General features: G+C 62.2%; 20 protein-coding genes and 1 pseudogene. 8 read left to right on the forward strand and 13 right to left on the reverse strand.

What is annotated here, in order from left to right; genetic code table 11:
- The first annotated feature begins 30 nt into the window (after positions 1-30).
- The 5 genes from N826_RS32660 (at position 31) to N826_RS32680 (ending at position 5,522) form a co-directional block, all read left to right on the forward strand.
- Positions 31-543, forward strand: a complete 513-nt coding sequence (locus N826_RS32660) for a DUF1775 domain-containing protein (RefSeq protein ID WP_169789455.1) — start codon at positions 31-33, stop codon at positions 541-543.
- Between the two features lie 43 nt (positions 544-586).
- Positions 587-2,887, forward strand: coding sequence for a copper resistance CopC/CopD family protein (locus N826_RS40815; RefSeq protein ID WP_084721374.1), 2,301 nt, complete (start codon positions 587-589; stop codon positions 2,885-2,887).
- Between the two features lie 62 nt (positions 2,888-2,949).
- Positions 2,950-3,585, forward strand: a complete 636-nt coding sequence (gene gfa / locus N826_RS32670; protein WP_084721375.1) for an S-(hydroxymethyl)glutathione synthase — start codon at positions 2,950-2,952, stop codon at positions 3,583-3,585.
- 54 nt (positions 3,586-3,639) lie between these two features.
- A complete protein-coding gene (locus N826_RS32675) occupies positions 3,640-4,074 on the forward strand; it encodes a DUF2946 family protein (RefSeq protein ID WP_169789456.1) in 435 nt (144 codons plus the stop codon).
- 59 nt (positions 4,075-4,133) lie between these two features.
- Entirely contained in the window at positions 4,134-5,522 is a 1,389-nt protein-coding gene (locus N826_RS32680; protein ID WP_044435977.1) for a PepSY-associated TM helix domain-containing protein, read from the forward strand.
- Positions 5,523-5,585: 63 nt separating this feature from the next.
- Here the strand turns inward: N826_RS32680 and N826_RS32685 are convergent, their stop codons facing one another.
- The 5 genes and pseudogenes from N826_RS32685 to N826_RS43645 form a co-directional block, all read right to left on the reverse strand.
- The gene (locus N826_RS32685; protein WP_052832459.1) at positions 5,586-6,068 is read right to left on the reverse strand and encodes a four-helix bundle copper-binding protein; all 483 of its coding nucleotides are present in this window, start codon (positions 6,066-6,068) and stop codon (positions 5,586-5,588) included.
- A 106-nt stretch (positions 6,069-6,174) separates the two neighbouring features.
- Complete coding sequence (locus tag N826_RS42235) at positions 6,175-7,029, reverse strand: sigma 54-interacting transcriptional regulator (protein WP_169789457.1); 855 nt, start codon at positions 7,027-7,029, stop codon at positions 6,175-6,177.
- 1,147 nt (positions 7,030-8,176) lie between these two features.
- The gene (locus tag N826_RS32695; RefSeq protein WP_044435979.1) at positions 8,177-9,145 is read right to left on the reverse strand and encodes an IS5 family transposase; all 969 of its coding nucleotides are present in this window, start codon (positions 9,143-9,145) and stop codon (positions 8,177-8,179) included.
- A gap of 178 nt (positions 9,146-9,323) precedes the next feature.
- Positions 9,324-9,658: pseudogene (locus N826_RS32700) on the reverse strand (transposase); the annotation flags it as partial.
- Positions 9,659-9,879: 221 nt separating this feature from the next.
- Positions 9,880-11,679 (reverse strand): hybrid sensor histidine kinase/response regulator, encoded by a 1,800-nt coding sequence (locus tag N826_RS43645; RefSeq protein ID WP_052832464.1) that lies wholly within the window; start codon positions 11,677-11,679, stop codon positions 9,880-9,882.
- A gap of 317 nt (positions 11,680-11,996) precedes the next feature.
- Between N826_RS43645 and N826_RS32710 the strand changes: the two genes are divergently transcribed.
- Positions 11,997-13,553, forward strand: coding sequence for an ABC transporter substrate-binding protein (locus N826_RS32710; RefSeq protein WP_052832465.1), 1,557 nt, complete (start codon positions 11,997-11,999; stop codon positions 13,551-13,553).
- 69 nt (positions 13,554-13,622) lie between these two features.
- On the opposite strand, the gene N826_RS40830 is transcribed toward N826_RS32710, so the two are convergent.
- Both N826_RS40830 and N826_RS32720 read right to left on the reverse strand, forming a co-directional pair.
- Entirely contained in the window at positions 13,623-14,138 is a 516-nt protein-coding gene (locus tag N826_RS40830; RefSeq protein WP_052832466.1) for a glycine-rich domain-containing protein, read from the reverse strand.
- Between the two features lie 548 nt (positions 14,139-14,686).
- Positions 14,687-15,337, reverse strand: a complete 651-nt coding sequence (locus N826_RS32720) for an FMN-dependent NADH-azoreductase (protein ID WP_044435982.1) — start codon at positions 15,335-15,337, stop codon at positions 14,687-14,689.
- A gap of 134 nt (positions 15,338-15,471) precedes the next feature.
- Between N826_RS32720 and N826_RS32725 the strand changes: the two genes are divergently transcribed.
- Positions 15,472-16,398, forward strand: coding sequence for a LysR substrate-binding domain-containing protein (locus tag N826_RS32725; protein ID WP_044435984.1), 927 nt, complete (start codon positions 15,472-15,474; stop codon positions 16,396-16,398).
- 212 nt (positions 16,399-16,610) lie between these two features.
- Here the strand turns inward: N826_RS32725 and N826_RS32730 are convergent, their stop codons facing one another.
- Positions 16,611-17,237, reverse strand: a complete 627-nt coding sequence (locus tag N826_RS32730; protein WP_211099447.1) for a TetR/AcrR family transcriptional regulator — start codon at positions 17,235-17,237, stop codon at positions 16,611-16,613.
- Between the two features lie 95 nt (positions 17,238-17,332).
- Between N826_RS32730 and N826_RS32735 the strand changes: the two genes are divergently transcribed.
- Positions 17,333-18,340: a Rossmann-fold NAD(P)-binding domain-containing protein gene (locus N826_RS32735; protein WP_044435987.1), complete on the forward strand. Its 1,008-nt coding sequence runs from the start codon at positions 17,333-17,335 to the stop codon at positions 18,338-18,340.
- A 186-nt stretch (positions 18,341-18,526) separates the two neighbouring features.
- Here N826_RS32735 and N826_RS32740 read toward each other — a convergent pair whose 3' ends face one another.
- The 5 genes from N826_RS32740 to N826_RS32760 form a co-directional block, all read right to left on the reverse strand.
- Positions 18,527-18,718: a hypothetical protein gene (locus tag N826_RS32740; RefSeq protein ID WP_044435989.1), complete on the reverse strand. Its 192-nt coding sequence runs from the start codon at positions 18,716-18,718 to the stop codon at positions 18,527-18,529.
- A 79-nt stretch (positions 18,719-18,797) separates the two neighbouring features.
- Positions 18,798-18,995 carry a hypothetical protein gene (locus N826_RS32745; protein WP_044435991.1) on the reverse strand — a complete coding sequence of 66 codons (198 nt, stop codon included), beginning with the start codon at positions 18,993-18,995 and terminating at the stop codon, positions 18,798-18,800.
- A 342-nt stretch (positions 18,996-19,337) separates the two neighbouring features.
- Entirely contained in the window at positions 19,338-20,363 is a 1,026-nt protein-coding gene (locus tag N826_RS32750; protein WP_044435993.1) for an aldo/keto reductase, read from the reverse strand.
- Between the two features lie 320 nt (positions 20,364-20,683).
- Positions 20,684-21,781 (reverse strand): PAS domain-containing protein, encoded by a 1,098-nt coding sequence (locus tag N826_RS40835; RefSeq protein ID WP_052832468.1) that lies wholly within the window; start codon positions 21,779-21,781, stop codon positions 20,684-20,686.
- A 363-nt stretch (positions 21,782-22,144) separates the two neighbouring features.
- Positions 22,145-22,549, reverse strand: a complete 405-nt coding sequence (locus tag N826_RS32760) for a DoxX family protein (RefSeq protein ID WP_044435994.1) — start codon at positions 22,547-22,549, stop codon at positions 22,145-22,147.
- Positions 22,550-22,842 lie beyond the last annotated feature (293 nt).

Consider the following 22,842-nt stretch of genomic DNA (forward strand, 5'->3'; position numbering starts at 1 on the left):
CTTGCCTTCGCTTTGCCGATACTGCCTGCGATGGTCGTGGCACACCCTTACATCGTGGGGTCGGAAGTCGAGCCCGGAGAACATTTCGAAGGCAAGCTCGTGCTGACCCATGACTGCAACAATCAGCCGACTGTCGAAGTGGTGCTGCGGATGCCCAGGGAGGCGACCCATATCGAGGCGGACAGCCCCAAGGGCTGGAAGAGTTCGGTCGATCCGGCGAAGGGCGAGATCGTCTGGCAAGGCGGCCCGACACCGGACCGGATGGAGCTTGGGGTATCGTTCGAAGTCCCGCAGGTCGCGGAAGGCACGAAACTCTACATCCCGGTCGTCCAGCGCTGCACGGGTGGCGAGGTCCAGCGCTGGGTGGAAATGCCCGACGCGGAAAAGAAGCAGGAAGACTTAGGCTTCCCGGCAGCCTTCGTGATCGTCGGTAAAAAGGCCGACCTGCCCGAGGGTGAGGAAGCAGCCGACGAGGCGGCGGCGGGCGGCGGGCATAAGCATCATCACCACGGACATCACGGCGATAAGAAGCCGTCGCAATAGGTCGGCAACCGACATGCGGCAAGGCTGACGACGGAACCAACACATGCGACAGGGCGGCACTTCAGCAGGGGGAAGACCCTTCCGGGCGGCATTGATCTTCATGCTGATCCTGTGCTGGTTCTGTGCTGCCGGCAGCGCCCCGGCGCGGGCCCACGCGATGCTCGTGGGGACCCAGCCCGCCGCCGATGCGCAGCTCGAACGCGCGCCCGACCGGTTTCAGTTCGAGTTCAACGAGCCGGTCCTGCCGCTCCGGTTCAGCCTGTTCGACCAGACCGGCGCTCCGCTGGCGCTCAATCCGCCGCAGCGGGAGCCCGGCGACCGCATCGTGCTGCGGCCGGAGGCGGCGCTGGGATCCGGGACCTATCTGCTGAGCTATCGCGTCACCTCGGCGGACGGCCACCCAGTCGCCGGCTCGGTCCGGTTCCAGGTCGGCGCCGCCGAAACCTCAGCCATCCGCAGCGAGGCTCTCGCCCGCCTGCAAGCCGAAGCGGGGACCGAGGCATGGCGATGGACCGTCGTCACGCTGCGCTGGCTGCTCTACGCCTCCCTGATCTTCGGCGTGGGCGGCGCCATCGCCCTGGCCCTCATCAAGGCTCCGGCGTCGATCATGGGGCCGGCCCGCAAGATTGCGCTCCGAGCCTGCGGCTGCGCCGCCGTCCTGCTGGTGCCCTATCACCTGTTCGCCACTGCGGCACTCCTGGGGGCGACCGGTTTCGCGGTGCTGATGCCGGGAACATGGTGGCTCATGGTGTCGGGGCCGCGTGCCTGGACTCTGGCGGCGACGGCCGCCGGACTGGCCGCCATCATCTGGCAGCTGTCGAAGGCAGGCAACAAGCTGGTGACGGCGGCTGGCGCCATCGTCGTGGCGCTGGGATTCACCCTGACCGGCCACACCGCCAGCGCGGAGCCGGCGGCCCTCGTCCGCTCGGCGCTGATCCTCCACATCCTGACGGGTGCGTTCTGGCTGGGGTCCCTGCCTCTCCTGCTGCTGGCCGCGCGGAGGCTGACGGCGCCGGAGGCCAAGACCGTTCTGGGACGGTTCGCCATCGTCGCGGGGCCGGCCGTCCTGGTGCTGCTGGCCTGCGGCGGGCTGATGACCTGGGTTCAGACCGACGGCGACCTGACGGCGCTGTGGACGTCCGACTACGGGGTGCGTCTGAGCGTCAAAGTCCTGCTCGTGTTGGGGCTCCTGGCGGTCGCGGCCGTCAATCGGGCGAAGCTTACCCCGTCCTTGGCGACGAGGCAGTCGCCCGGCGGCAAGCGTTGGCTCGTCCGGCTGCTGACGGTCGATCACGGGCTGGCTTTCGTCGTGGTCGCGGCGACGGCGATCCTGTCGCTCGACCCTCCGCCCCGTCTCGCCATGCTTCACGGCACGCACGGCATCAGCCCTTTGGCGATGGGATCGGAGATGCGGCTGAGCGCCGGGGAGGAGAAGCTGACTGTCCTGTTCTCCCCCAGCGTGACCGACAGGACGACGGTGACGCTGGACTATCTCGACGCCGAGGGCAAGCCGGCGGCGGTCGGGGAAGCGGATCTGCGTCTGGCCCTGCCGGAACGCGGCGTCGAGGAAATGCAGTGGCGGGCGCATCGTGACGCCGGCGGCAAGCTGCGCGCCGAGAACGTGACCGTTCCCTTCGCCGGCCGCTGGACGCTGGCGGTCGATCTGTTCGTCGACGACTTCACCAAGCGGACCTTCATCGGGGAGGCGCGGTTCGACGCAGGCCCCGCGGGGCACGACATGGCCGCGATGGGTGGCGGCGCGCATGAGGGGCCGCACGTCATGATCAGCGATCTCGACGGCGCCGTCATGAACGAGAACGCGGACCATCTGCCGATCGACTGCAAGAGCCTGACCGGCGATATCGCGATCACCCTGCATGCCGGCAAGCGCTATGCCCTGCCCGGCTTCGTGTTCGGCTACGACCGCTATCAGTGGGATGTGCCTGCGTGCAGCCGCGTGACCGTGACGATGGTCAACGAGGACCATGTCCGCCACCAGTTCATGATGCACGGCCTGCCGCGCTATCTCTATCCGCAGGGCATGATCCACCTGGAGGCCGATGGCGGAACGAGCCGGCGCGCGACCTTCATCGTGCCGGCGGCGCCGAAGACCTATTTCGTCCACTGCGACATGGCGCAGCACACTGAGAAGGGCCTGAAGGCCCAGTTGAAGGTAGCGGGAGGCAACGGAGACCTCCCCAACATCCCCGGAATCACTGCACCCAATCCAGCGGAGGCCGGCCCTGTCCAATGGGTTCCGGCGACCTACCCGACGATCATCGCGGGCCTGCTGCTGCTCGTGGTGCCGCTGATCTTCGGCGCCGCCGCGTTTGCGCGGCGCTGAAGCCCGCTCGGATGCCCGATAAGGACATCACGTGGAAAAACCCGACCAATGGGAGAGGAAAAATGGCCTGGTGGAAGAAGCACAGCAACGGAAACGGAAACGGAAACAACAACAGGGTCGGCGATAGCTCGATCCACATACACCCCTCGGTGGATCACGGCGTCGTCCCCGGCAGCGCCAACTTCGGCGGCGGGACCTTGCGCTGCCATTGCGGCCGCGATCCGGTGGAGGTCACGATCAAGGGCAACTCCGCCCATAACCATGTCTGCGGCTGCACCAAGTGCTGGAAACCGGACGGAGCGCTGTTCTCGATGGTCGCGGTCGTGCCGCGCGACAATCTCCGGGTCACGGCCAACGCCAACAAGCTGAAGATCGTCGATCCCTCGGCGGCGATCCAGCGCCACGCCTGCGTCGAATGCGGCGTCCACATGTACGGCAGGATCGAGAACAAGGGACACCCGTTCTACGGCCTGGATTTCATCCACACCGAACTGTCGAACCAGGTGGGATGGAGCGCTCCGGAATTCGCGGCCTTCGTCTCGTCGATCGTCGAGGCCGGGACCCGGCCCGACGACATGCCGGCGATCCGCGCCCGCCTGCGGGAACTGAGACTGGAGCCGTACGACTGCCTGTCTCCCGCCTTGATGGACCTGATCGCCGCCCATACCGCCAAGTCCAAGCGTCTTGAGACGGTCTGACGGCTCGGGCGACTGATTCCCGATTGAGAACCGATGGAAGGACGCGGCAGGCGCATGGATCAGAGCGGAACCACGGGGCGCGTGTCCGGGACACGACGCATGGGATGGATCGGCATCGTCGCCGTCCTTGCCATGCTCGTGCGGGCGCTGGTCCCGGAGTTCTCCATGGCGCTTGCCGGCCCCGCCGGGCAGCATCCCGTCGAGCGTCCGATTGCCGCCGTTTCGGCCGACTGCCATGACGGCGCTTCCTTGGCCCAGCCGGGTCCCAAGCCCGCTTACGATCCCGGTTCCGATCCTGGTCCCGGCCAGCCATATGGCCCCCATTGTCCGTTCTGTCTGGTTCAGCATGCGGCCGCCCTGCCCCCGCCGCCGCAGCCCGAAATCTTCATTCCCGCTGAGGACGCCAACTCGCCGTCGCTGCCGGAAACGGATGCAGCACCTCAGCGCCGGCTGCCGAGCCCGATCCAGCCGAGGGCGCCGCCGGTCTGAACTTCCCGACCGAACATCCACGATACCCGCTGAAACTCTGACGCGACGGAGTTCCGACCATGACCCATGTCCTGGGCCAAGCGCGCCCTTACGCCGCCGAGGCGGCACCAGCCGGTAAGCTGTACCGCGCCATCTGGCGCTGGCATTTCTATGCCGGCCTGCTTGCAGTCCCCTTCATGATCCTGCTGGCCGTCACCGGCTCGCTTTATCTGTTCAAGGATGAGATCGACAACTCAGTCTTCGCCTACCGCAACGTCGTCGCCGAAGCGGCGACGCCTCCCCTGCCCGTCAGCGTCCTCGCCGCAACGGCAGCGGATGTCGTTCCCGGATCGGCGGCGACCGTCTACCGGACGCCACGCAGCGCCACCGGCTCCGCCATGGTCACCGTCAAGACCGATACGGACGGCGACAGCGGCGGCAACATTGTGTTCCTGAACCCCTATTCTGGAGCGGTCCTCGACGTCGTTCCGGCCCATGGCGAATTCCAGTGGGTGGTCAAGCGGCTGCATAGCCTGGAATATTTCGGCGACTACACCAACCGGATCATCGAAGCCGTCGGCGGCTTCGCCCTGGTGCTGGTGGTGACCGGGATCTATCTCTGGTGGCCACGCGGGCAATCGGGCGGCGTTCTTACGGTCCGGGCGCAGCCGGCGCAGCGGGTCTTCTGGCGCGACCTTCATGCGGTCACGGGCGCCGTGGCCGGTCTGGTGATCTTCTTCCTCGCCCTCAGCGGAATGCCGTGGTCAGGGTATTGGGGCAATGCCGTCAACAAGATCGCCAGCGACAATGGCGTCGGTTATCCGAAGTTCCTGTGGGACGACGTACCCGTTTCGAAGGTCCCGGCCAAGGACGCCTTGGGCAAGGTAGGCTGGACGGTCGAGAACGCGCCGATGCCGCTTTCCGGAGCACCTTCCGGCGGCGGCGCTCCGGTCGGCATAGACAGGGCGGTCGAGGTCTTCAAGGCGCGCGGCATCGGTCCGGGTTTCGATGTCACGCTGCCGGACGGCAAGACCGGCGTCTACTCGGCATCGCTGTTCCCCGACATGATCCAGGACCAGCGCATGATCCACCTGGACCAGTATACCGGAGAACCGCTCGTCGACCTGAACTTCGCCGACTATGGCGGTTTCGCCAAGGCGGTCGAACTGGGCATCAACATCCACATGGGGCAGGAGTTCGGGCTGGCGAACCAATTGCTGATGCTGACGACCTGCCTTGCCATCATCCTGACGTCGGTGGCGGCGGTGATCATGTGGTGGAAGCGCCGGCCGAGCGGCAAATTGGGCATTCCACCCTATCCACGGGGCCGCGCCGCTTATATAGCACTCTGGGTCGTGGCGGCCATCTTCGGCATCGCTTTCCCGATTACCGGGCTCGCCATACTGGCGATGCTGCTGATCGACGCCGCGATCATGGCGATCGCGTCGCGCAGGCGTTCACCGGCTTAGGCGCGCGAGGGGAGCGGGGGGGAGCCACGTCGGGTCTTACTACCCGACGTGGCGAGCCTGGGGTCACGCGTCGACCTTGCGGCACTCCTCCGCGCAGGAAGCGCAGGCGTCCGCACAGGCCTTGCAGGTCGCATGCTTCTCGTGTTTCCGGCATTCCTTCTCGCAATCCTGGCAGACTTGCAAAACCACCTTGCTCATGGCCGGGACGTAGCTGGAGCCCATGGCGGAAAGCTCGGCGAGGCTGCCTGTCGCGGCTATCAGTTCGCGAACCTTGCTTGCACAGACTGCAAGGGTGGTGTCACCCCCCGCGAAGGTTTCGAGGCAATGATTAAGGCATACTTCGCCCGTCGTGACGCAGTGGGTGGCCTCCTTCATGAGGTCGCCGTACTTCAGCTTGCCCATGCCGGCGTGGTCATGCCCGTGCTGGTGTTCGTGCACATGCTCGCCGCCTGCCGGCTTTTCCGGCTGCTGTGCGGCAGCTATCGCGGTCGTAGCAAGGACGCTGGTCGCCCCCGCCGTCAGGAAGATGCGTCGGTCCATTTCCATAAGCCACCTCCATGTCAAAGTGCGTAAGTTCGGGGTAATCTCCCGCAGTCGGCCGGAGCCGCTGTTGGTCCAGCGATTCCGGCTGCTGAGGCTATTCAGCCTTGCGCTAAGCGTCGATTGACCCGGTGGCGCGACCTTGCTTGCAGTAAGCTGGGTCGACAAATGATGCCCGCTGGTTCTGCTCGGCAAGGAATGCTGGCGGCAGATCGGATACTTCGACGATTTGGGCGGGTGCCACGGCGATCATCGAGCGCAGCAAGCTGCGGAGTTCCCGAATGTTGCCGGGCCAGGGATGGGTCATGAAGATTTCCCAGACTTCCTTGCTGAGATATTTGGCTGACTTCACGCTTAAGGCTTCCTGTTCAACATGCAGGAGATGCCGGATCAGCGCTCTCCTGTCCGGTCGCTCGCGCAGCGGCGGCAGACTGATCTGAGCGCCATTGAGCCAGTCGTACAAGTCGCGGCGGAACGAACCTTCACATACCGCATCCGACAGAGTCCGATCGGTCATCGCAATGACTTGAACATCGATGGTAATGCGATGTCCCGATTTCCGAAATACGGTCTGCCGGTACTCGAGGGCCCGGAGAAGCAGCACCTGGAGTTCCGGAGTGAGGTCGCCGACGGCATCGAGCAGCAAGGTGCCTTTGTGCGCATTTTCGAACGCGGGTGGCGCCATACCGCCCTTTGTGGCGCCGAGCAGTTTTTCCGCTATGGATCGGGCCGGCAGCGTGTCGAAGCCGAGCCGAACCAGAGGCCGATGGCGGCGCAGCCCTCGGGCATGTATCTGGGTGACGATATAGTCTTTACCGACGCCCGATTCCCCGGACACCAGGATGGGAAGAGTGGCGGCCTGTGCATGCTTCGTGCAGGCAACGGCCCGGTCGAGTATTGTATCCCGAAATTGGACATTTTGAAAAACCGGGAGGAACGGCATTGATTGAGCGAGTTGGATCGCCATCGGATGTGACTCCGTTCGAACTGACAGGCATGACGAAAGGTTCGGGGAGCTGCCGAAGCGCTGACGGCCGTGCGTGACGGTGGCGCTTGCGGGCGCTGAGCAGCGCCCGGTGATGACCATCGACGACCATGCTCGACGTTTGTGCTCCGCAGAACCGACGGTGCGGTTTCCAGACATTTCCGCAGCAGGAAGCTTTTCAGGTGCGCTTATCCGGCGGTGGAGCCCGGCTCCTCACGCAGCTCAAGAAGTGCATTGCCGCAGGAGCGCCCATTTTGGCCGGCAGCGATGGCGAAATCCCGGTTAAGCTCGCGGAACGAGCGCCAGCGTTGTGGGCTGGCGGCAGCAGCGGGGCCGCCTGGACCACGCAGAATGGGCACAGGCCAGCGTGGTCATGGGTCACCGGCTTCGACGGGGCACCCGGGTCGCTATCGTGGGAGGGGTGTCCCGCGACGTTGTCAGGACGAAAATCGAGGTCGACCGGTACAATGTTCCGGAACGCCATGGCCAGATCGGGCACGGCGATTTGGATGAGAAGGGCAAAGACACCCAACCATGCAGTCAGCCGGTGGCATGCAGCGTGATGCTTCATCGGGTCCTGCTTCACTCCATCCTGTCGCACGGGAGGCTGCGAAAGCACCGCCAAGAAAGATGTTTATCGCCGATTGGTGATCGTTGTTGAGTTGGATATGCTTCGATTTGATCACACCAGTAAAGCTAGCAATAGTCATGCCGATATTCGGAGGCATTGGGACCGGCGGTAGTACTTCGACAACAGGCTGTCCGATATAAAATTGCTCAACACCAAGGCTATGTTTCACTTGTGTAATCTGAATACAGTTGTTCAACAATCAAACAGAATTGTTCAATTTTTTGATAGATGTAAATCGGCGCGTCTTCGACCGGCGATCGGGATTGTCACGACAACGGTGGTGCAGCGACAGCGGTGACGATAATCTGCCAGGATGCAGCCGCTCTCCTATGCCCGTCACCATTTTCCACCCGCCGCCATCCAGCACGCTGTGTGGCTGTGGTGCATGGAGGTCGGAGAGCACGGACTTCTGCCCAGGTTCGGTGATCTTCAAGCGGCGCGGACGGACGTTGGTGCAGAAATCAGCGGGCGGGCAGACTTCGCCCATTGCCACGGCGGTCAGGCAATCCGACGGGACACCGGCATGCCGAGGTCGGTCATGATGTTGATGACCTTGCATCCGGCGGTTGCTTCGACCTTCTGGGCACGCAGACTCCGGGCCCGCAGGCTGCGGCCGATCAGGGCCTTGTACCGAAACACCGCCACTTCGACCAAGGATCTTTTCCCGTAGCCGACGGCCCGCTGCCAACCCAGCCGTCCGTGGTCGGCGATCCACTGGATATGGCGGTCGCGCTGGGTCGGGTCGGTGTCCACCTTGGCGCTCAGCACCGCGGTCGAACGGGGCGGGATGACCACAGCGACGTCAGGCGTATGGTCGGTGACGGACCGGTATGTCGGCTCCCCGTCGTAGGCGCCGTCAGCCAACACCGCGGAGATCGGGCGGTCGATCTGCTCGAGCAGCGGACCGACCAGGGACGCGTCGCCGTCGTCCGTGGTGGTCAGCTCAGAGGCGAGGATCTCACCGCTCCCGGGATCGACCGCCAAGTGCAGTTTCCGCCAGGTCCGATGTGGCTTCCCGCCGTGCTTCTCGTGCAGCCATTCACCGGCTCCGACCACCTTCAGGCCGGTGCTGTCGATCACGACGTGGACCGGTTCCTTCGCCTTCCTCAGCGCCGTCGCGACACCCAGGCCGGCGCTACGGCGCGAGAGCGTTGTGTGGTCCGGAACCGGCAACTCCAGGCCGAGCAGGCCCATGACCGAGCTCAGCAAGCCTTCGGTCTGGCGCCACGGCCGGCCGAACGCCAACCTCAGCATCAGCCCGGTCTCGATGGCGACGTCGGAATAGGCCCGCGGCCGACCCCGCCGCCCGGTCGCCGCCGGCATCCAAGCCGCGATTGCTTCGGGCGTCACCCACACAGTCAGGCTGCCGCGCCTACGCAGCGCCGCGTCGTACTCGGCCCAGTTCTCGATTCTGTACCGGGCTTTCGGGATCCTGTGACGACGCGGTTCATTCGCCTTGTACGGCATGCGGCACTCTGCTCCAGCGGGCTATCTCTATACCCACCTGCCCATCGCCGCGATAGCCCTCATCGCCATTTGTGCACCAACGTCTCGGTGCAAGACATCGGTCGCCTCCCTGAATGCGATTGGGCAACAGTATTTTACCAAACCGGCTGCCGCCTACACCGTCATGGAATCTGTTTGAGGCGATCATTTCCTGAACGGGCGGTCTAGCTCCGCCTGGGCGAAATACGCCGATGCCTTGCGCAGGATCTCGTTTGCCTGGCGCAGTTCGCGGACCTCGCGCTCCAGCGCCTTGATCCGTTCCCGGTCGTCCGTCGTCGGGCCGGCCCGCTTGCCATGATCGCGCTCGGCTTGCCGGACCCAGCCCCGCAGCGTCTCCGCCGTGCAGCCGATCTTCGCCGCGATTGAGCTGATCGCTGCCCACTGCGAGACGTGTTTTCCGGAGTGCTCGAACACCATCCGGGCCGCGCGCTCGCGCACTTCAGGGGCGTATTTGGGTGATGTCTGCTTCGTCATGATAACCCCAGTCTCTCAAGAAATGGCATCTCCGATAAACCCGGTACGATTCAGTCGTGTTTGCGCCCGAGGTTTGCCCTGAAGCCATGCGTCGAGATGGGCGAGGTTCATGGCCGCTGCGGTAAAGACGTGCTAGAGATGGGTTTGAAGATTTCGACGTGGCCCGTCGCGCGCGGCATCGGCCAGCGGGCGGTGACCGGGTTCGGGCTGCGAAAACCCAGTCAGTCGGACGCTTCCGACAGCAGTCTTTCCACGGCGACGTTGAGTTGACGCGAGCTGATCGGCTTTTGGGCTATGCTCAGGCCGTGCATGGCGGCATCGGCGGCACATTCCGGGCCGGTTTCACCGGTCAGGAGTACGCCGGGAATGTTGCTGTCGAACAGTTCACGGATCTTCACGATCGCTTCCGTGCCGACCCGTCCACCGCGCAGTCGGTAATCGGCGACGATAATGTCAGGCTCACGGATGCCGGTGCGCAGCCGCTCCAGTGCCTGGTCGGTCGAGCCTGCCGCCAGCACCTCGTATCCCCAATCACGCAGGGTGCTCTGTAAACCCATTAGGACGATGGCATCGTCATCGACCAGCACGGCATAGCGGCCTCCAGTCGGACCGGCAATAGGGGCCGGCTCCGGCCGGGCTATGGCTGAGGTCTGGCCGAGTGGAACTTCGATGCTGAAGATGGAGCCGCGCCCCAGGGCCGACACCGCCTCGACCCGGCAGTCGAGCAGCTTTGCCAGTCTTTGGACGATCGCAAGGCCGAGTCCGAGACCCTTGTTCCGGTCGCGTTCGGGATTGCCGACCTGATGGAACTCTGTCCAGATATCTTCCATCTGGTTCCTCGGAATGCCGATGCCGGTATCCTGCACCTCGATCCTGACCGAAGGGCCGACCGATCGGCAGTCAACGCATACGGTGCCCGCCCGAGTATACTGGATCGCGTTCTCGATCAGGTTTCCAAGGATGCGCCTCAGCAAGGTCGGGTCGCTTCGCACGGCGAGTTCGGAACCGGTGATTGAGAATGTCAGGCCTTTCGCTGCAGCTACCGTGCGATAGCTGCCTTCTATCTGGCTGAACAGAAGGCTGAGGGGAAAATCCTTGATGTCGGGTTCCTCCGCCTCGGCATCGAGGCGGGATATGTCGAGCAGCGCGTTGAGCAGTTCCTTCATGACGTCGAGACCGCGGCGCAGGTGCAGAAGCTTCTGTGACCCCTCCCGATCGACAACATGCCGCTCAAGCCCGTCGGCGAACAGGAACAGGGATTGCAAAGGCTGGCGCAGGTCGTGGCTCGCCGAGGCCAGGAACCTGGCCTTCGTCGCGATAGCCTTTTCGGCACACTCCTTGGCGTTCCGAAGTTCCACGGCATTATGCTGGAACGTCTGGACGGCGTGGGCCATGCGGCCGATCTCGTCCGCCCGATGCCGGTTCGGAACGACGATATCGATCTCGCCGGCCGCCAGATCGGACATGACATCGGTCATTCGCACGATCGGCGCGGTAATTCCCCGCAGGACGTACACCGTGCCCCAGACCACCAGCACCAGGAAAAACAACCCGCTGCCTACCAGGAACAGGGCGTTCCGCTTGATCGCATCCAGGGTCGGATGGAGATCGAAGTCGACCCGGAGTGTTCCGAGTTTCTGAGGACGCCCTTGCCGGTCGGGATGGCTGATCTCGATGATCCTGGTCAGCAGCGCATCGTCGGGCACAGTATGCGCACCTGCCTTCATCATGAAAAAGAGTTCGCCCCGGGTACCGTAGACGGCGGCCTTGGCGAAGTCGTCCACGGCCCTGAGCGGGTCAAGCGCTACGGCGGCCTCTTCAGGACTGAGATTCCACACCGCTGCGGAAACGGCGTCGGCGACCATCTGGCCGGACAGGTCGGCTTTCCCAGCCAGCGTTGCTTTTGCCTGCCGAATATCCAGATGAACGAGCATCGCCACCGAAACACAGATCAGCATGGTGGCGACCAGGGCTGCGGAGGCGGTGATCCTGGCGACCAGGCTTCGATCAAAGACCTTCATTAGCATCCCACTTCGTTCCGTCCGCCCGGCAATCCATCGATCGCGTACCAGTTATTACGTTCTGAATCCTACAAATCCATGAACATTCAATAATAAAAACTGGCATGCTAGTGTTAACACACAATATAATTTTCTACCAAATAATGAAAAATTTTCCATTACATTTCAATACAATAAAAACGTTTGCCTTTATATTTGATTTGCATTACGTAGTTCGCGACATAGGTGTCTATTGAAAGTGTCGAGCTGACACAGATTTTCAAATCATTGGTCAAGATCGGAAAACAGCGGCCCAAACGTCCCAAGGAAAGTTCAGAATGTTCGCCACCATGAATCGCCGCGATTTGATGGCTATGCTGTGTTCCGGTGCGATGCTCGGCATGCTTGGCTATCCGAAAGCTGCTCTTGCCTGCGGCAGCACTCTGCTGAGAGTGGGCGTCGATGCATTTCCCCGGACGCTGAACCCGATCGAAGTGCGCGATCTCGTCGCCGGCCGGATATTGGTGGCCATGTACGAGGGGCTGACGAGGATCGATCGGACGGGAAAGGTCAAGCCGGCGCTGGCCGAAAGCTGGGAGCCTGCGGACGACGGCCGCGCCTGGCGCTTTCACCTGCGCCGTGGCGTCCGCTTTCACACCGGACGTGACTTCTCGGCCGAAGACGTGAAAAAGACCTTCGAAGCGTTGCTCGAGAATCCGGCCGTGCCCAGCTTCGCCGTTCCTGGCCTGAAGAAGGTACTGGGGTACGAGGATGTGGTCCGGAAGAAGGGCGGACCCCTTCGAGGCGTCGTGGTCGTGGACGAGCACACGGTGGACATCCGGTTCTCCGAACCTTGCGCCATCTTTCCGTTCTTCAAGTTCCCGATCGCCGACATCGATTTCATCAGGTCGCAGGGTCCTGATTGGTACACCAGGTATTCGGCCGGAACTGGGCCATATCGCTTCTCCGCCTGGGTGCCCGGAGCCTATGTCGACCTGGTGGCGCATGATGGCTGGTGGGACGGCGACCCCGTGCATGACAAGGTTTCGTTCGTCGTGACCGGCGGGCGCGAAGCCTCCGTCACCGCCTTCAACAACAACGAGGCCGATTTCGTGCTGGTCGATGCTGACCTGGTACGAAAGACCGTCGACGGAAGCGGCTTCCAGCGGTCCTTGATATCCTGCCCACGCATGCAGACCCGTTCCGTCGCACTGCTCCAGGATCGCTATCCGCCGTTCCGCGACAAGCGCGTGCGCTTGGCAATGTCGATGATGATCGATCGCGAAGCTGTTGCCGAACGCTTCTTTCGGGGGATGGCCGTCGTCCACAACGGGCTCGTCCCACCCCTGCTTCTCGCCGACGCCGAGCATGAGCCCCTGGCATATGATCCGCTGGGTGCCGAGAGGCTGCTGGCCGAGGCCGGGTTTCCCGGAGGCAAAGGAATGCCGCCTTTCCAGGTTACGACCTGGCCGGAATTTCACCAGGAGTTTGCCTACTATGTTTCCCAGTGGAGCAACATCGGCATTCCGGTCGAGCTGAATGTCGTCCACAAGACCAAGTTCTACGAGAACTCCAGTCGAGGCGAGTACGTCGCCTACTACATGGGCTGGACCGCCGCCTATCCCGACGCGATGAACTTCCTTGGCGAGTTGTTCGGCGGCGACAGTCCCTTCAACCAGATCGGCTGGCGGAACGCCAAGTTCGACCGCATCATCGGACAGGCGAATGCCGTCACCGATCCCACGGCACGCGAGGCCCTGTATCGGACAGCCGAGCGGATTGTGCTGGATGATTTCCCGATCCTCCCTCTCGTCGTACCCGACTACGTCGCACTTCGCTGCAACCCCATTGCAGATCAGCACCTGTCACCTTTCGGCGGATTGACGATCCGCTGAGGCGCTCGGTACTCGGGCAGGGACGCGCCGCGGCCTAGCTGGGCGACCAGCCAGGCCGCGGCGCGTCCGTCAGTGCGCCACCCTGTCGGACCTGTCAGCCCGCGGCTGCACGGATGGCAAAGCCTTGTCAATGGCGATCCCGCACTCGACGACGGCGATCCCGCATTCGACGGCGGCCATCCCGCACTCGACGGGGAGATCTTTGCCGCCGTAGCTGATGACGGTCTTTGTCAGAACCCTCGCCGATTGAGCGCGGCGCAATGTTTGCTCCGATGCCGTCGCATTTACGCCGTCATGGTGAAGGTAGTGACCGAAAGCGACTTCGCAGAACCGGAAATAGGCTCGGGTATCGGCAACGATGAATTGATGCCAAAGGTCGTCGCACCAGCACGACTGGGGAACGAGCGGGAGGCTGGGATGGGCCGCGTGCGCGAACAGGAATTCCTTGAACTCGGTCAGCGCCTGTGCAGAAACCTGAGGCGGCATTCCGTCCTTGATCGCTTTGTCCACCACGTAGCCGAAGTCGAAATTTTCGATGAAGTTCTTGGTGAAACCGAGATTAGGCGTTTTGTTGACCTGAGCCATTTCATGTTCCTTCCCGTGTTCTTAGAGCCCCTTTCATAGCGACCATATGGTTAAAAAATGCTTAATGTTTAATAATTTCTTAACGAAGACAGTTTGCAACTTCAAGAAAATTGTCCTATTTGGAAGGGCATTGCCGTGGCGATACCAATTGCATCAAAGATTGGCCAGTGAAGACGTTCCTGCCGTCGGTCGGTATAAAGGAAAGCGGCAGAGGGCCGACAAGGATATCAGCGACAAGACAGCCGACCAGAGGCGGCAGCCGCACCCGGTCGGCCAGATAGTGGAAGGCCAAGGCGAGGACGAAGGCGATTGAGACAGTGGCTACGAGCGGGACGTCGTGGGGCGCGCGGACATCCGTGATGTCAGTTTCCGGATCGGGTCCATGGTACCCACTGCGCGGCGAGGGATAAACCCGTGCGGCTGATACCTATTGTCTTCAGGCCGTGATCCTGCCTAGAAACGTTAGACCCGAGCGGTCGGGAAACCCGGTGCGACAAAGCTGTATGAAACGAAGTTCGGTTCGTAGTGATGCTGTGCGAGCCGAGAAATCAGTGCCCGGCGTCTACAAGTAGATCTGCGGCGGTCTGGGAGCCGAGAGCATCGATCCGGACCTGGGCCTCGGCAAGCGCCTTGGCGCGGGCTTCGGGACCGTAGGCGACGCCTTCCGCGCGTATGATGGTCACATCCGTGATGCCGATGAAGCCGAGGAACGCTCGAAGATATGCTTCCTGATGATCGAGAGCAGTCTCGGCCGGCGTGCCGGCGTAGATGCCGCCACGGGATGAGGCGATGATGACCCTTCTGGCGCCCGCCAGACCGATCGGCCCCTTCTCGGTATAATGGAAGGTTCGACCCGGCTGGGCAATCCGGTCGATCCACGCCTTGAGCTGAGTCGGGATCGAGAAGTTGTACATGGGGGCGCCGACCACGACAACGTCAGCCTCGAGCAATTCGTCGACCAGCGCGTCGATAAGCAGAACCTCCTGGGACTGGCGTTCGGTCAGGTTCTCCCGCGCGCCCAGCTTGACGACCTGCAGCAGGTCACCCGAAAGATGGTCGGGCGGTGACGCGGCGAGGTCGCGGTAGGTCACGTCGAGCGCCGGGTCGGCGGCCCTGAGCGTTGCCACGATCGACGAGGTCAGGCGGCGGGATACAGAATCATCGGCGATCGGACTGGCGTCGATGTGGAGCAGCTTCATGATCAGATCCTATAGCGTTTCGGCCGGGAGGGCTTTTTTCTACCATTGAACATATTTCGGCCGGTTCGCTATCGGTAGATGGGCATTTCACCACTATCTGTCCTATGGACAGGACAATCGGGCACGGTGACGCTGTGACGGATTACAACGATCTGTTTTATTTTGCGCAGGTAGTCGAGCATGGCGGGTTCGCGGCGGCGAGCCGATCGATCGGCGTCCCGAAGTCGAAGCTCAGCCGCAGAGTGGCTGAGCTGGAGGGCAAGCTTGGCGTCCGGCTGATCCAACGCTCAACCCGCCGCTTCTCGGTAACCGAGGTCGGACGGATCTATCACAGCCACTGCCTGGCGATGGTGGCCGAGGCCGAAGCCGCGCAGGAGGCAATTGACCGAACGCAGGCGGAACCTCAGGGAACCATCAGGATCAGCTGTCCGGTGATCATCCTGCAAGGCTTCCTGTCGCCGATCGTGTCGCGCTTTCTGGTCGATCATCCCCGGGTGAGGATGCATGTGGAGGCGACCAACCGCCGGGTCGATGTAATCGAGGAGGGGTTCGACCTAGCCCTCAGGGTGAGACAGCCGCCCCTGGAGAACTCCGGCCTGATCCTCAAGGTACTCAACCACCACACCAGCTTAATGGTCGCGAGCCCGGAGTTTCTGCGCCGGGCGGGACAGCCGCGGACCGCGGACGATCTTGAAGGTCTGGACAGCGTGGCTATGACCGGCCCGGGCGCCGATCATCACTGGACGCTGACGGCACGCGACGGGACGGTGCGCAGGATCGCCCATCGCCCTAGGCTCGTCACCGACGATATGGTCGCCCTGCGACAGGCTGCCGTGGACGGCGTCGGTATCGCTCAGCTTCCGGAGATGATGGTGCAGGGGGAAATAGCCCGCGGCAGCCTTGTCGGGGTCCTGGAGGGCTGGACAATGCCCGGCGGCCTGTTCCACGTCGTTTTTCCTTCCCGGCGGGGTCTCGTTCCGGCTGTCCGGTTGTTCATCGATGCGATCGAGAGCAGCGTCCGCACACCTGATCCGGCGACGCCGATCGAGGTGGAGGCCTAATCAGGTCTTCCGACAGCCCTTCTCAAACCTCGTCGAGGCTCGGCTCCCGCGGCAGCGAGCCTTGTTCGGCCGAGTAGCGAAGGGCAAGGTCAATTGCGGGCTCCAGCGCCGCGCGGCCGATCGGCAGCGGGTCGTGCCCATCGCCGAGGGTTCTGTTGCAGCATTTCGCGAGGCAACGACCGCGTTCAGCTTGTTGCTCAGCGAGGGAAGAGTTAGAGAGGATTGGAGACACCATGACGTTGCGGAGCCGCACGCAATGCTCCCTCGATCAGTGAAGCGAACGCCTCGGCAGCCTCTGCCTCGTTGCAGGTCCTGCGCACCAAGGCGGCCGAAAGGGCCTCGCCTGCGCCAACAAGGCCGACGCAATATCGATACAGTGCGGGCGGCGACAAGGTGCTGTGCGGCTCCAAGACAGATACGAACATCGCCACGCTGTTATCGAGCAGTTCCTGGAAAACCGCGGCCTTTTCCTCGCTTCCAGCCATCGCGGCGCCTACCGCGTGAAACTCGTCCGTCGTGTCGGCAGCACAGTCGATATAGGCAGCCGCGAGCACCTTGGCTGTTTCGCCAAGGCTCCGCTGGCTAGTGGCCATTGCTTCCCGAAAAGCATTGACCCGCTCGATGTCGATCCACCGATAAAGCTCGATCAGCAGCCCCGAGCGCGTGCCGAAGTGATCGTAGGCCACCGGCTTCGAGACACCCGCGCGCGCGGCGAGGTGACCCAAGGTCAGCCGATCCGCCCCCTCCTCGCGGACAATCAAAAGGGCGGTATCGAGCAACTGACGCCGCCGCTCCGCTGCGGAAAGCCTGCGCGAGGTCGGTCGCACCGTTTTTTGCACGCTTCTCGTCACTCCATCTCACCCCTTGCAGAACCTACCAAAGGTAACTAAGTTCGCCTAGCTACCAATAGTAACTTTCGTAAGGAGATTTGGCAATGCCACCAGATTCCATACTGCTCATGGGCGGCTCCGGCGCGATTGGGCGGCAGACCGCACGGTCGGTGCGCGCCGCCTACCCCGACGTGCCGCTGCTGATCGGCGGCCGCGACTTCGCCCGGGCCGAGAAAGCCGCGGCTGAGATCGGCGGAGCGGAGGGAGTGGTGCTCGACCTCGCCGCGGACGACCTTGGTCTCGGCGAGCGTCCGGTCAGCGCCGTTGCCGTCTTCTACATGGACCATGCGGTCGCCGGACTTCGTTTCGCTCAAAAGCGTGGCGTGCCGCACCTCAGCATCTCGTCAGGCGTCTTTGAAATCGCCCCCGAAGTCGCGACCTACATGCACAAGCCGGACGCCGCACCGGTCGTCCTCGGCTACGAATGGCTCGTGGGTGCCACGACGGTTCCGACGCTCGAGTTCGCCAAGGCATTTGGTCGGGTCGATGACATCGTCATCGGCGCGCTGGTCGACGAGCAGGACACCGGCGGTCCGACGGTGGCCGCCGACTTCGAGCACCTGGCCAGGATGATGCCCGCCGCGCTCACGCGGCGCGACGGCAGCTATATCTGGCGCGCCGGCGACGATGCCAAGGCCAGCTTCTGCGCCGTCGACGGTACCGAGGTGAAGGCTTCCGGGTTTTCGTCCATCGATGTCGTCGGTCTGGCGACGGCGACCGGCGCGCCGAACGTCCAGTTCAATATTGGCGGCGGGGTCAGTTCCACCCGCCGCCGCGACGAGCCCATGTCGACCGAGATCATTATCGAGCTTGCGGGGGAAGATCATAGGGGACGACCGCTTCGCACCCGTCATGCGGTAATCCATACGGAAGGTGCAGCACCGCTGACAGGGCTTGGCGTAGCCATGCTCCTCGAACGGCTCATCGGGCTCGACGGCAATCGGCCAACCCCGCCCGGTCTCTACTTCCCGTACCAGTTGCTCGATCCCGCCGCCTATCTCGACCGGCTGAAAAGGACCGGCGGGTCGATCGTGAAGCTGGAGGTACGGTGATGCGGCGGACGATCGACGGTGCGGGAGGACCTCAAGAACCGTGGAGGACATCTTCAGAAGGGATAGCATCATGCCACCATATTGACGTCAATATGGAAGTCGAAAGCCACTGTGCGGCCTCTGCGACACCATCTGGATTGTCGATAGTCTGACGATCCAGTCGATCGTTGCCTTCGTTTTCTCCCATCATCCCAGATAGTACCATTCCGCCAGCGGTTGCAGCCCGACCGCATCGACGTCGAGCGTATGCACCACCTGACCCGTCGCGATTTCGACCGAAGTATAGATGGTGTGAGCGCCGATCTCCTCACTTGTAAGTCTAAGCGGAGGTGGCACCGTGCCCAAGTCCACCTCCGACTGGCTGTTGAATTCGATCACGTCCCCTTCAGCAACGCTGAATCCGTGAATGACGTCATGATTGGGCACGAACCCCTGGCGCCATAGAAACTGATACTGATCAGCCCCTCCCGCGCCGGTGGAATCCTGGTTCCCTGCCCTCCAGCTGGTCCACCCTATTGCCGCCGACAACCGTGGCGTCCGTGCGGGCGAGCACGGTCAGGTGCGAGGTCTCGGGAGAGGCCCTGAACTCCTCGATGCCCGTAAACCGACCGAGCGCCAAACCGCTTCCTTCCACCGGATCGTCCCGGTAGTTCATCGTGCCGCTTCCGCCAGGATCAATCCTCAGTTCGAACCATGAATATCTCTCGTCCGGTCCTGGCGTGAAAACGTCGCTTTAATCGATCATCAACGTGTCGCGACCGGTCCCGCCATCATAGCCCCCCATCATAGAAGGTAATGGCGGTCGTGAAGGTGAACGCAGCCAGGTCACTCTTCCCGGCCGATTTGCCGAGCGGCGTCTTTCTCTCCCCGGCTACCCGAATCAGGGCATTGCCACAGGAACTTGGCCGGCGCGCAAAGACGCCTAAAGGCGCGCGGATGCACACCTGAGATGCTCTCGGCAAGCTGCCTCAGAAGCTGACATAACCATTTGATCGGTTTAGCCAAACTTTTCGTTCAACATCGGGAAACTGCGCTGGTGCCAAACCGGATAAACCGGAGGAACATCACTGGCAGCATCAAGCGCCGCTATCTGATCAAGTGTAAGCTTCCAGCCCACCGCGCCGATATTTTCGACCAGTTGCTCTTCATTCCGAGCGCCGATGATGACTGTGGAGACTGTCGGTCGCCGCAGCAACCAGTTAAGCGCCACTTGCGGGATCGTCTTTCCAGTCTCGGCCGCAACCGCGTCCAAGGCGTCAATGATCGTGAACAGCCTCTCTTCTTCGAAATGCGGTCCAGTTCCGGCAATATCATGCGCGCGGCTGCCAGGCTGTGCCGGCTGCCCACGCCGGATTTTTCCGGTCAGCTTGCCCCACCCAAGCGGACTCCAGATCAGCGCGCCTATGCCCTGGTCACGGCCAAGCGGCAACAGCTCCCATTCGTAATCACGGTTGAGCAAAGAATAATACGCCTGATGTGCGACATAGCGGGCATAGCCATAGCGATCGGATACGGCGAGGGATTTCATCAGGTGCCAGCCTGAGAAATTCGAACATCCGACATAGCGAACTTTTCCGGATCGCACGAGCTGGTCGAGCGTGGACAGCGTTTCTTCGACCGGCGTGTTGTAGTCCTGACCATGTAGTTGCAGCAGATCGATGTGATCAACCCCAAGGCGTCTAAGTGCCGTGTCGACGGCTTCGATCAGGTGCTGACGTGAAGAACCGAATTCGTTAGGACCATCGCCCATCGGGAAGGTCGTCTTCGTAGACACGAGCAGGCGATTGCGTTTGCCTTTGATGGCCTCACCCAAAATCTGCTCGGCCATGCCGTTGGAATATACATCCGCCGTGTCGAAAAGGCTGACCCCGTGATCGAGACACACATCGATCAGGCGGGAAGCACCGCCCGCATCCGTCGAACCCCATGCTTTGAAAAAGTCGTTGCCGCCGCCGAAAGTGGCCGTGCCGAAACTGAGAGCTGGCACCCGTAGGCCGGAATGGCCAAGACGATTATAGTCCATAGCTTTTCCCTTGGTCGCTTTCAGAAGTTGGTGGGAATCTCTGAGGGCGCATTCTCATGAACTTGAGGTTCGTCGGATCAGGCGGCGAGGTCAAGCGGCTCGTCGGCGGGAGCGACGCGCAGGGTGGTTCGGCATGGTCATGGCCCGGAGCGCGTGATCCAGACCGGCATCGGTCCAGTAGAGTTTCGCCCGGCCAGGATGGTGTTGGTTGGCCGGGTGCTCTTGGGATCCACGTCATTCACGCATGTTGCTGAACTGGTTAAGCTTAAGTCCTGAACCTGGCGCGTGACGGAAATTAGGATTCCCTCCAGCGGGCAGCATCAGTACACAGCTTGGAATTCGGTGACGAGGTTCCGGGTGGGCACCTTAAGTATCACGGACGGGCTCCCATTCCTGTCGAGAGCCAACTCGGCGCCGATCTGCTCTACCAGCACATTGACGATGTCGCTGTGCGGAATGATATCGCTAACTGACCATGGGGTATGCTCGACACCCACGATTCCGACCGTGAGTTCGAGTATCCCAGCTTTCTTCCGGTGTCTGAGCCGAACTCCGATCCCAGCCCGTCCCGCTTCGCCACTGCTCACAACAAGGTCGAGTTGGGCAGCAATGAGCTCGTTGGCGATCAATCCCAGAGACACGGCCACCTGAACGTCACACGTGAAAGGGTCGGCATCGACCTCAATCGTGATGCCATCCTCGAAGAGATATGTGAGCGCGGCGCTGGTCTCCCGCAGATGCCGGCCGAAATCGATCGCGTTCCAGTTGGCAACGGTCTCGAGTTGCTTGTGGATGTCGCCCAGCACTCCCACACGTTGGGCAATGACGTCGAGCCTCCGGCGCACCGCCGGATCCCCGCGTCGTCGTTCCAGGTTGAGCAGGCCGATGATGGTTTGCAGGTTGTTACGAACGCGATGCTGAATCTCGCGGACCAGATGCTCGCGTTCGGCCAAGCGATCTCCGAGTTCCCGGTGCGCGTTGCGCAGGGCTTGGTCGGCTTCCACCCGCCAGGTGATGTCGTTCTGGTATCCGACGAAGAAGGCCAATGTGCCGGCTGCGTCGAGGATTGGACTGATTTGGAGTTCGCTCCAGAACCGTGAACCGTCCCTGCGATGGTTCAGCAGCGTAGCGCTCACCGAGCGGGTTTCCTGGATCGCCACACGGATCATGCCGCTCACCTGCGGATCAGTCTCCGCCCCGCCCAGGAAGCGGCAGTTGCGTCCAAGGACCTCGTCGCGCCTGTAACCGGTCAGCCGCAGGAAAGCGTCATTGGCCAGGATGATCGGGTTGTCAGCCAGACGCGGGTTGGTCAGGACCGTTGGAGTTTGGGATTGGCGGAACACCTCGCCCAATGGCCAGGCTTCAAGGTCGGAAGACGCATGGTCCGCATCGTCATTCCGGGGCGCTTCGTTGTCCATGGCTTGCCAATCATACCGCTTGGGTTATCGTCATCAAGGAACAACAACATCAAGGAACAACAACACAGAAAGCTAGCAAAAATTTCTTTATTTTTCAACTAATGAGAAGTGAGATGGATTTTGCCATGATCTCCCGGATCCAACAGTCGCGTTGCTCGAGCGGACGAAGGAACATCTCGTCGCTTTCGTCGAGATCGCCTTCGTTTCCATCCTCGGCAGGCGCCTGAAGCGCTTGGTGATCGAGGAGGTCAGTGCCTGACGTCTACGAACAGCTTCTGAATGGCCGATGGCCCCATCCGGCTTGTCCGCCGACCAAACCGTTCGGGGACGATTTGCAGGCCGATCCGGATTGGAGGTCCGGCTCTATTGGCCCGTGAAAGCTCCGAGAGCCGCGGCGACCATGAGCCCGCCGATCAACGACAGATGTTCGAGCGCCAAGAAGAATTTGAAGGTGCGTTGCGGCTCCGGAAGCTTCCAAAACGGATGAGCGATCGGGATTGTCAGGAGCAGAAACCCAGCCAAGGCACCAGCTCCCAGCCATGGCATGATGTTGGCGATGATGAGCCCCGAGCCCCCGAGCTGAACGATCGTCACTGCGACGGCGAACAACTCCGGTTGCGGAAGGCCCACGGCGCGGATCTCCGCGATCTTCGCCTTGAAAGCGAAGATGCCCATCAGACCTGCGCTCCAGAAAACGAAGGTCAAGACAACCCTCGCGATGAGGACGAAGGCGTCGCTGAGCAGCAGAGAGTCAAGAAGCGTGTTCATGGATGTCTTTCGCGTAATCAGAGTATGAGGCGGCTGGTGCCGACCGAGGGGCGTTTGAGCGCGGCGTTAATCCACAAACTGCCGCGATGGCGAACAGGCGCCAGATGGTCGATCTCGGCTTTGGGCGCCCCAGGTGAAATCGACGCCGCAGGGGCCTGGACGATGCAAACCTGCGATCCGCCTGTCCTGACCAGACGCCAATGGCGCGTCGTCGCCGGCGCAGTGGGGGCTACGGGGAGGTTGCACGTGCCAGCTCCTTTGGCGCCGGCAGCTTTAGCAGCGTCGCGATCCCT

Source organism: Skermanella aerolata KACC 11604, from assembly GCF_000936425.1.
GTDB classification, from domain to species: domain Bacteria; phylum Pseudomonadota; class Alphaproteobacteria; order Azospirillales; family Azospirillaceae; genus Skermanella; species Skermanella aerolata.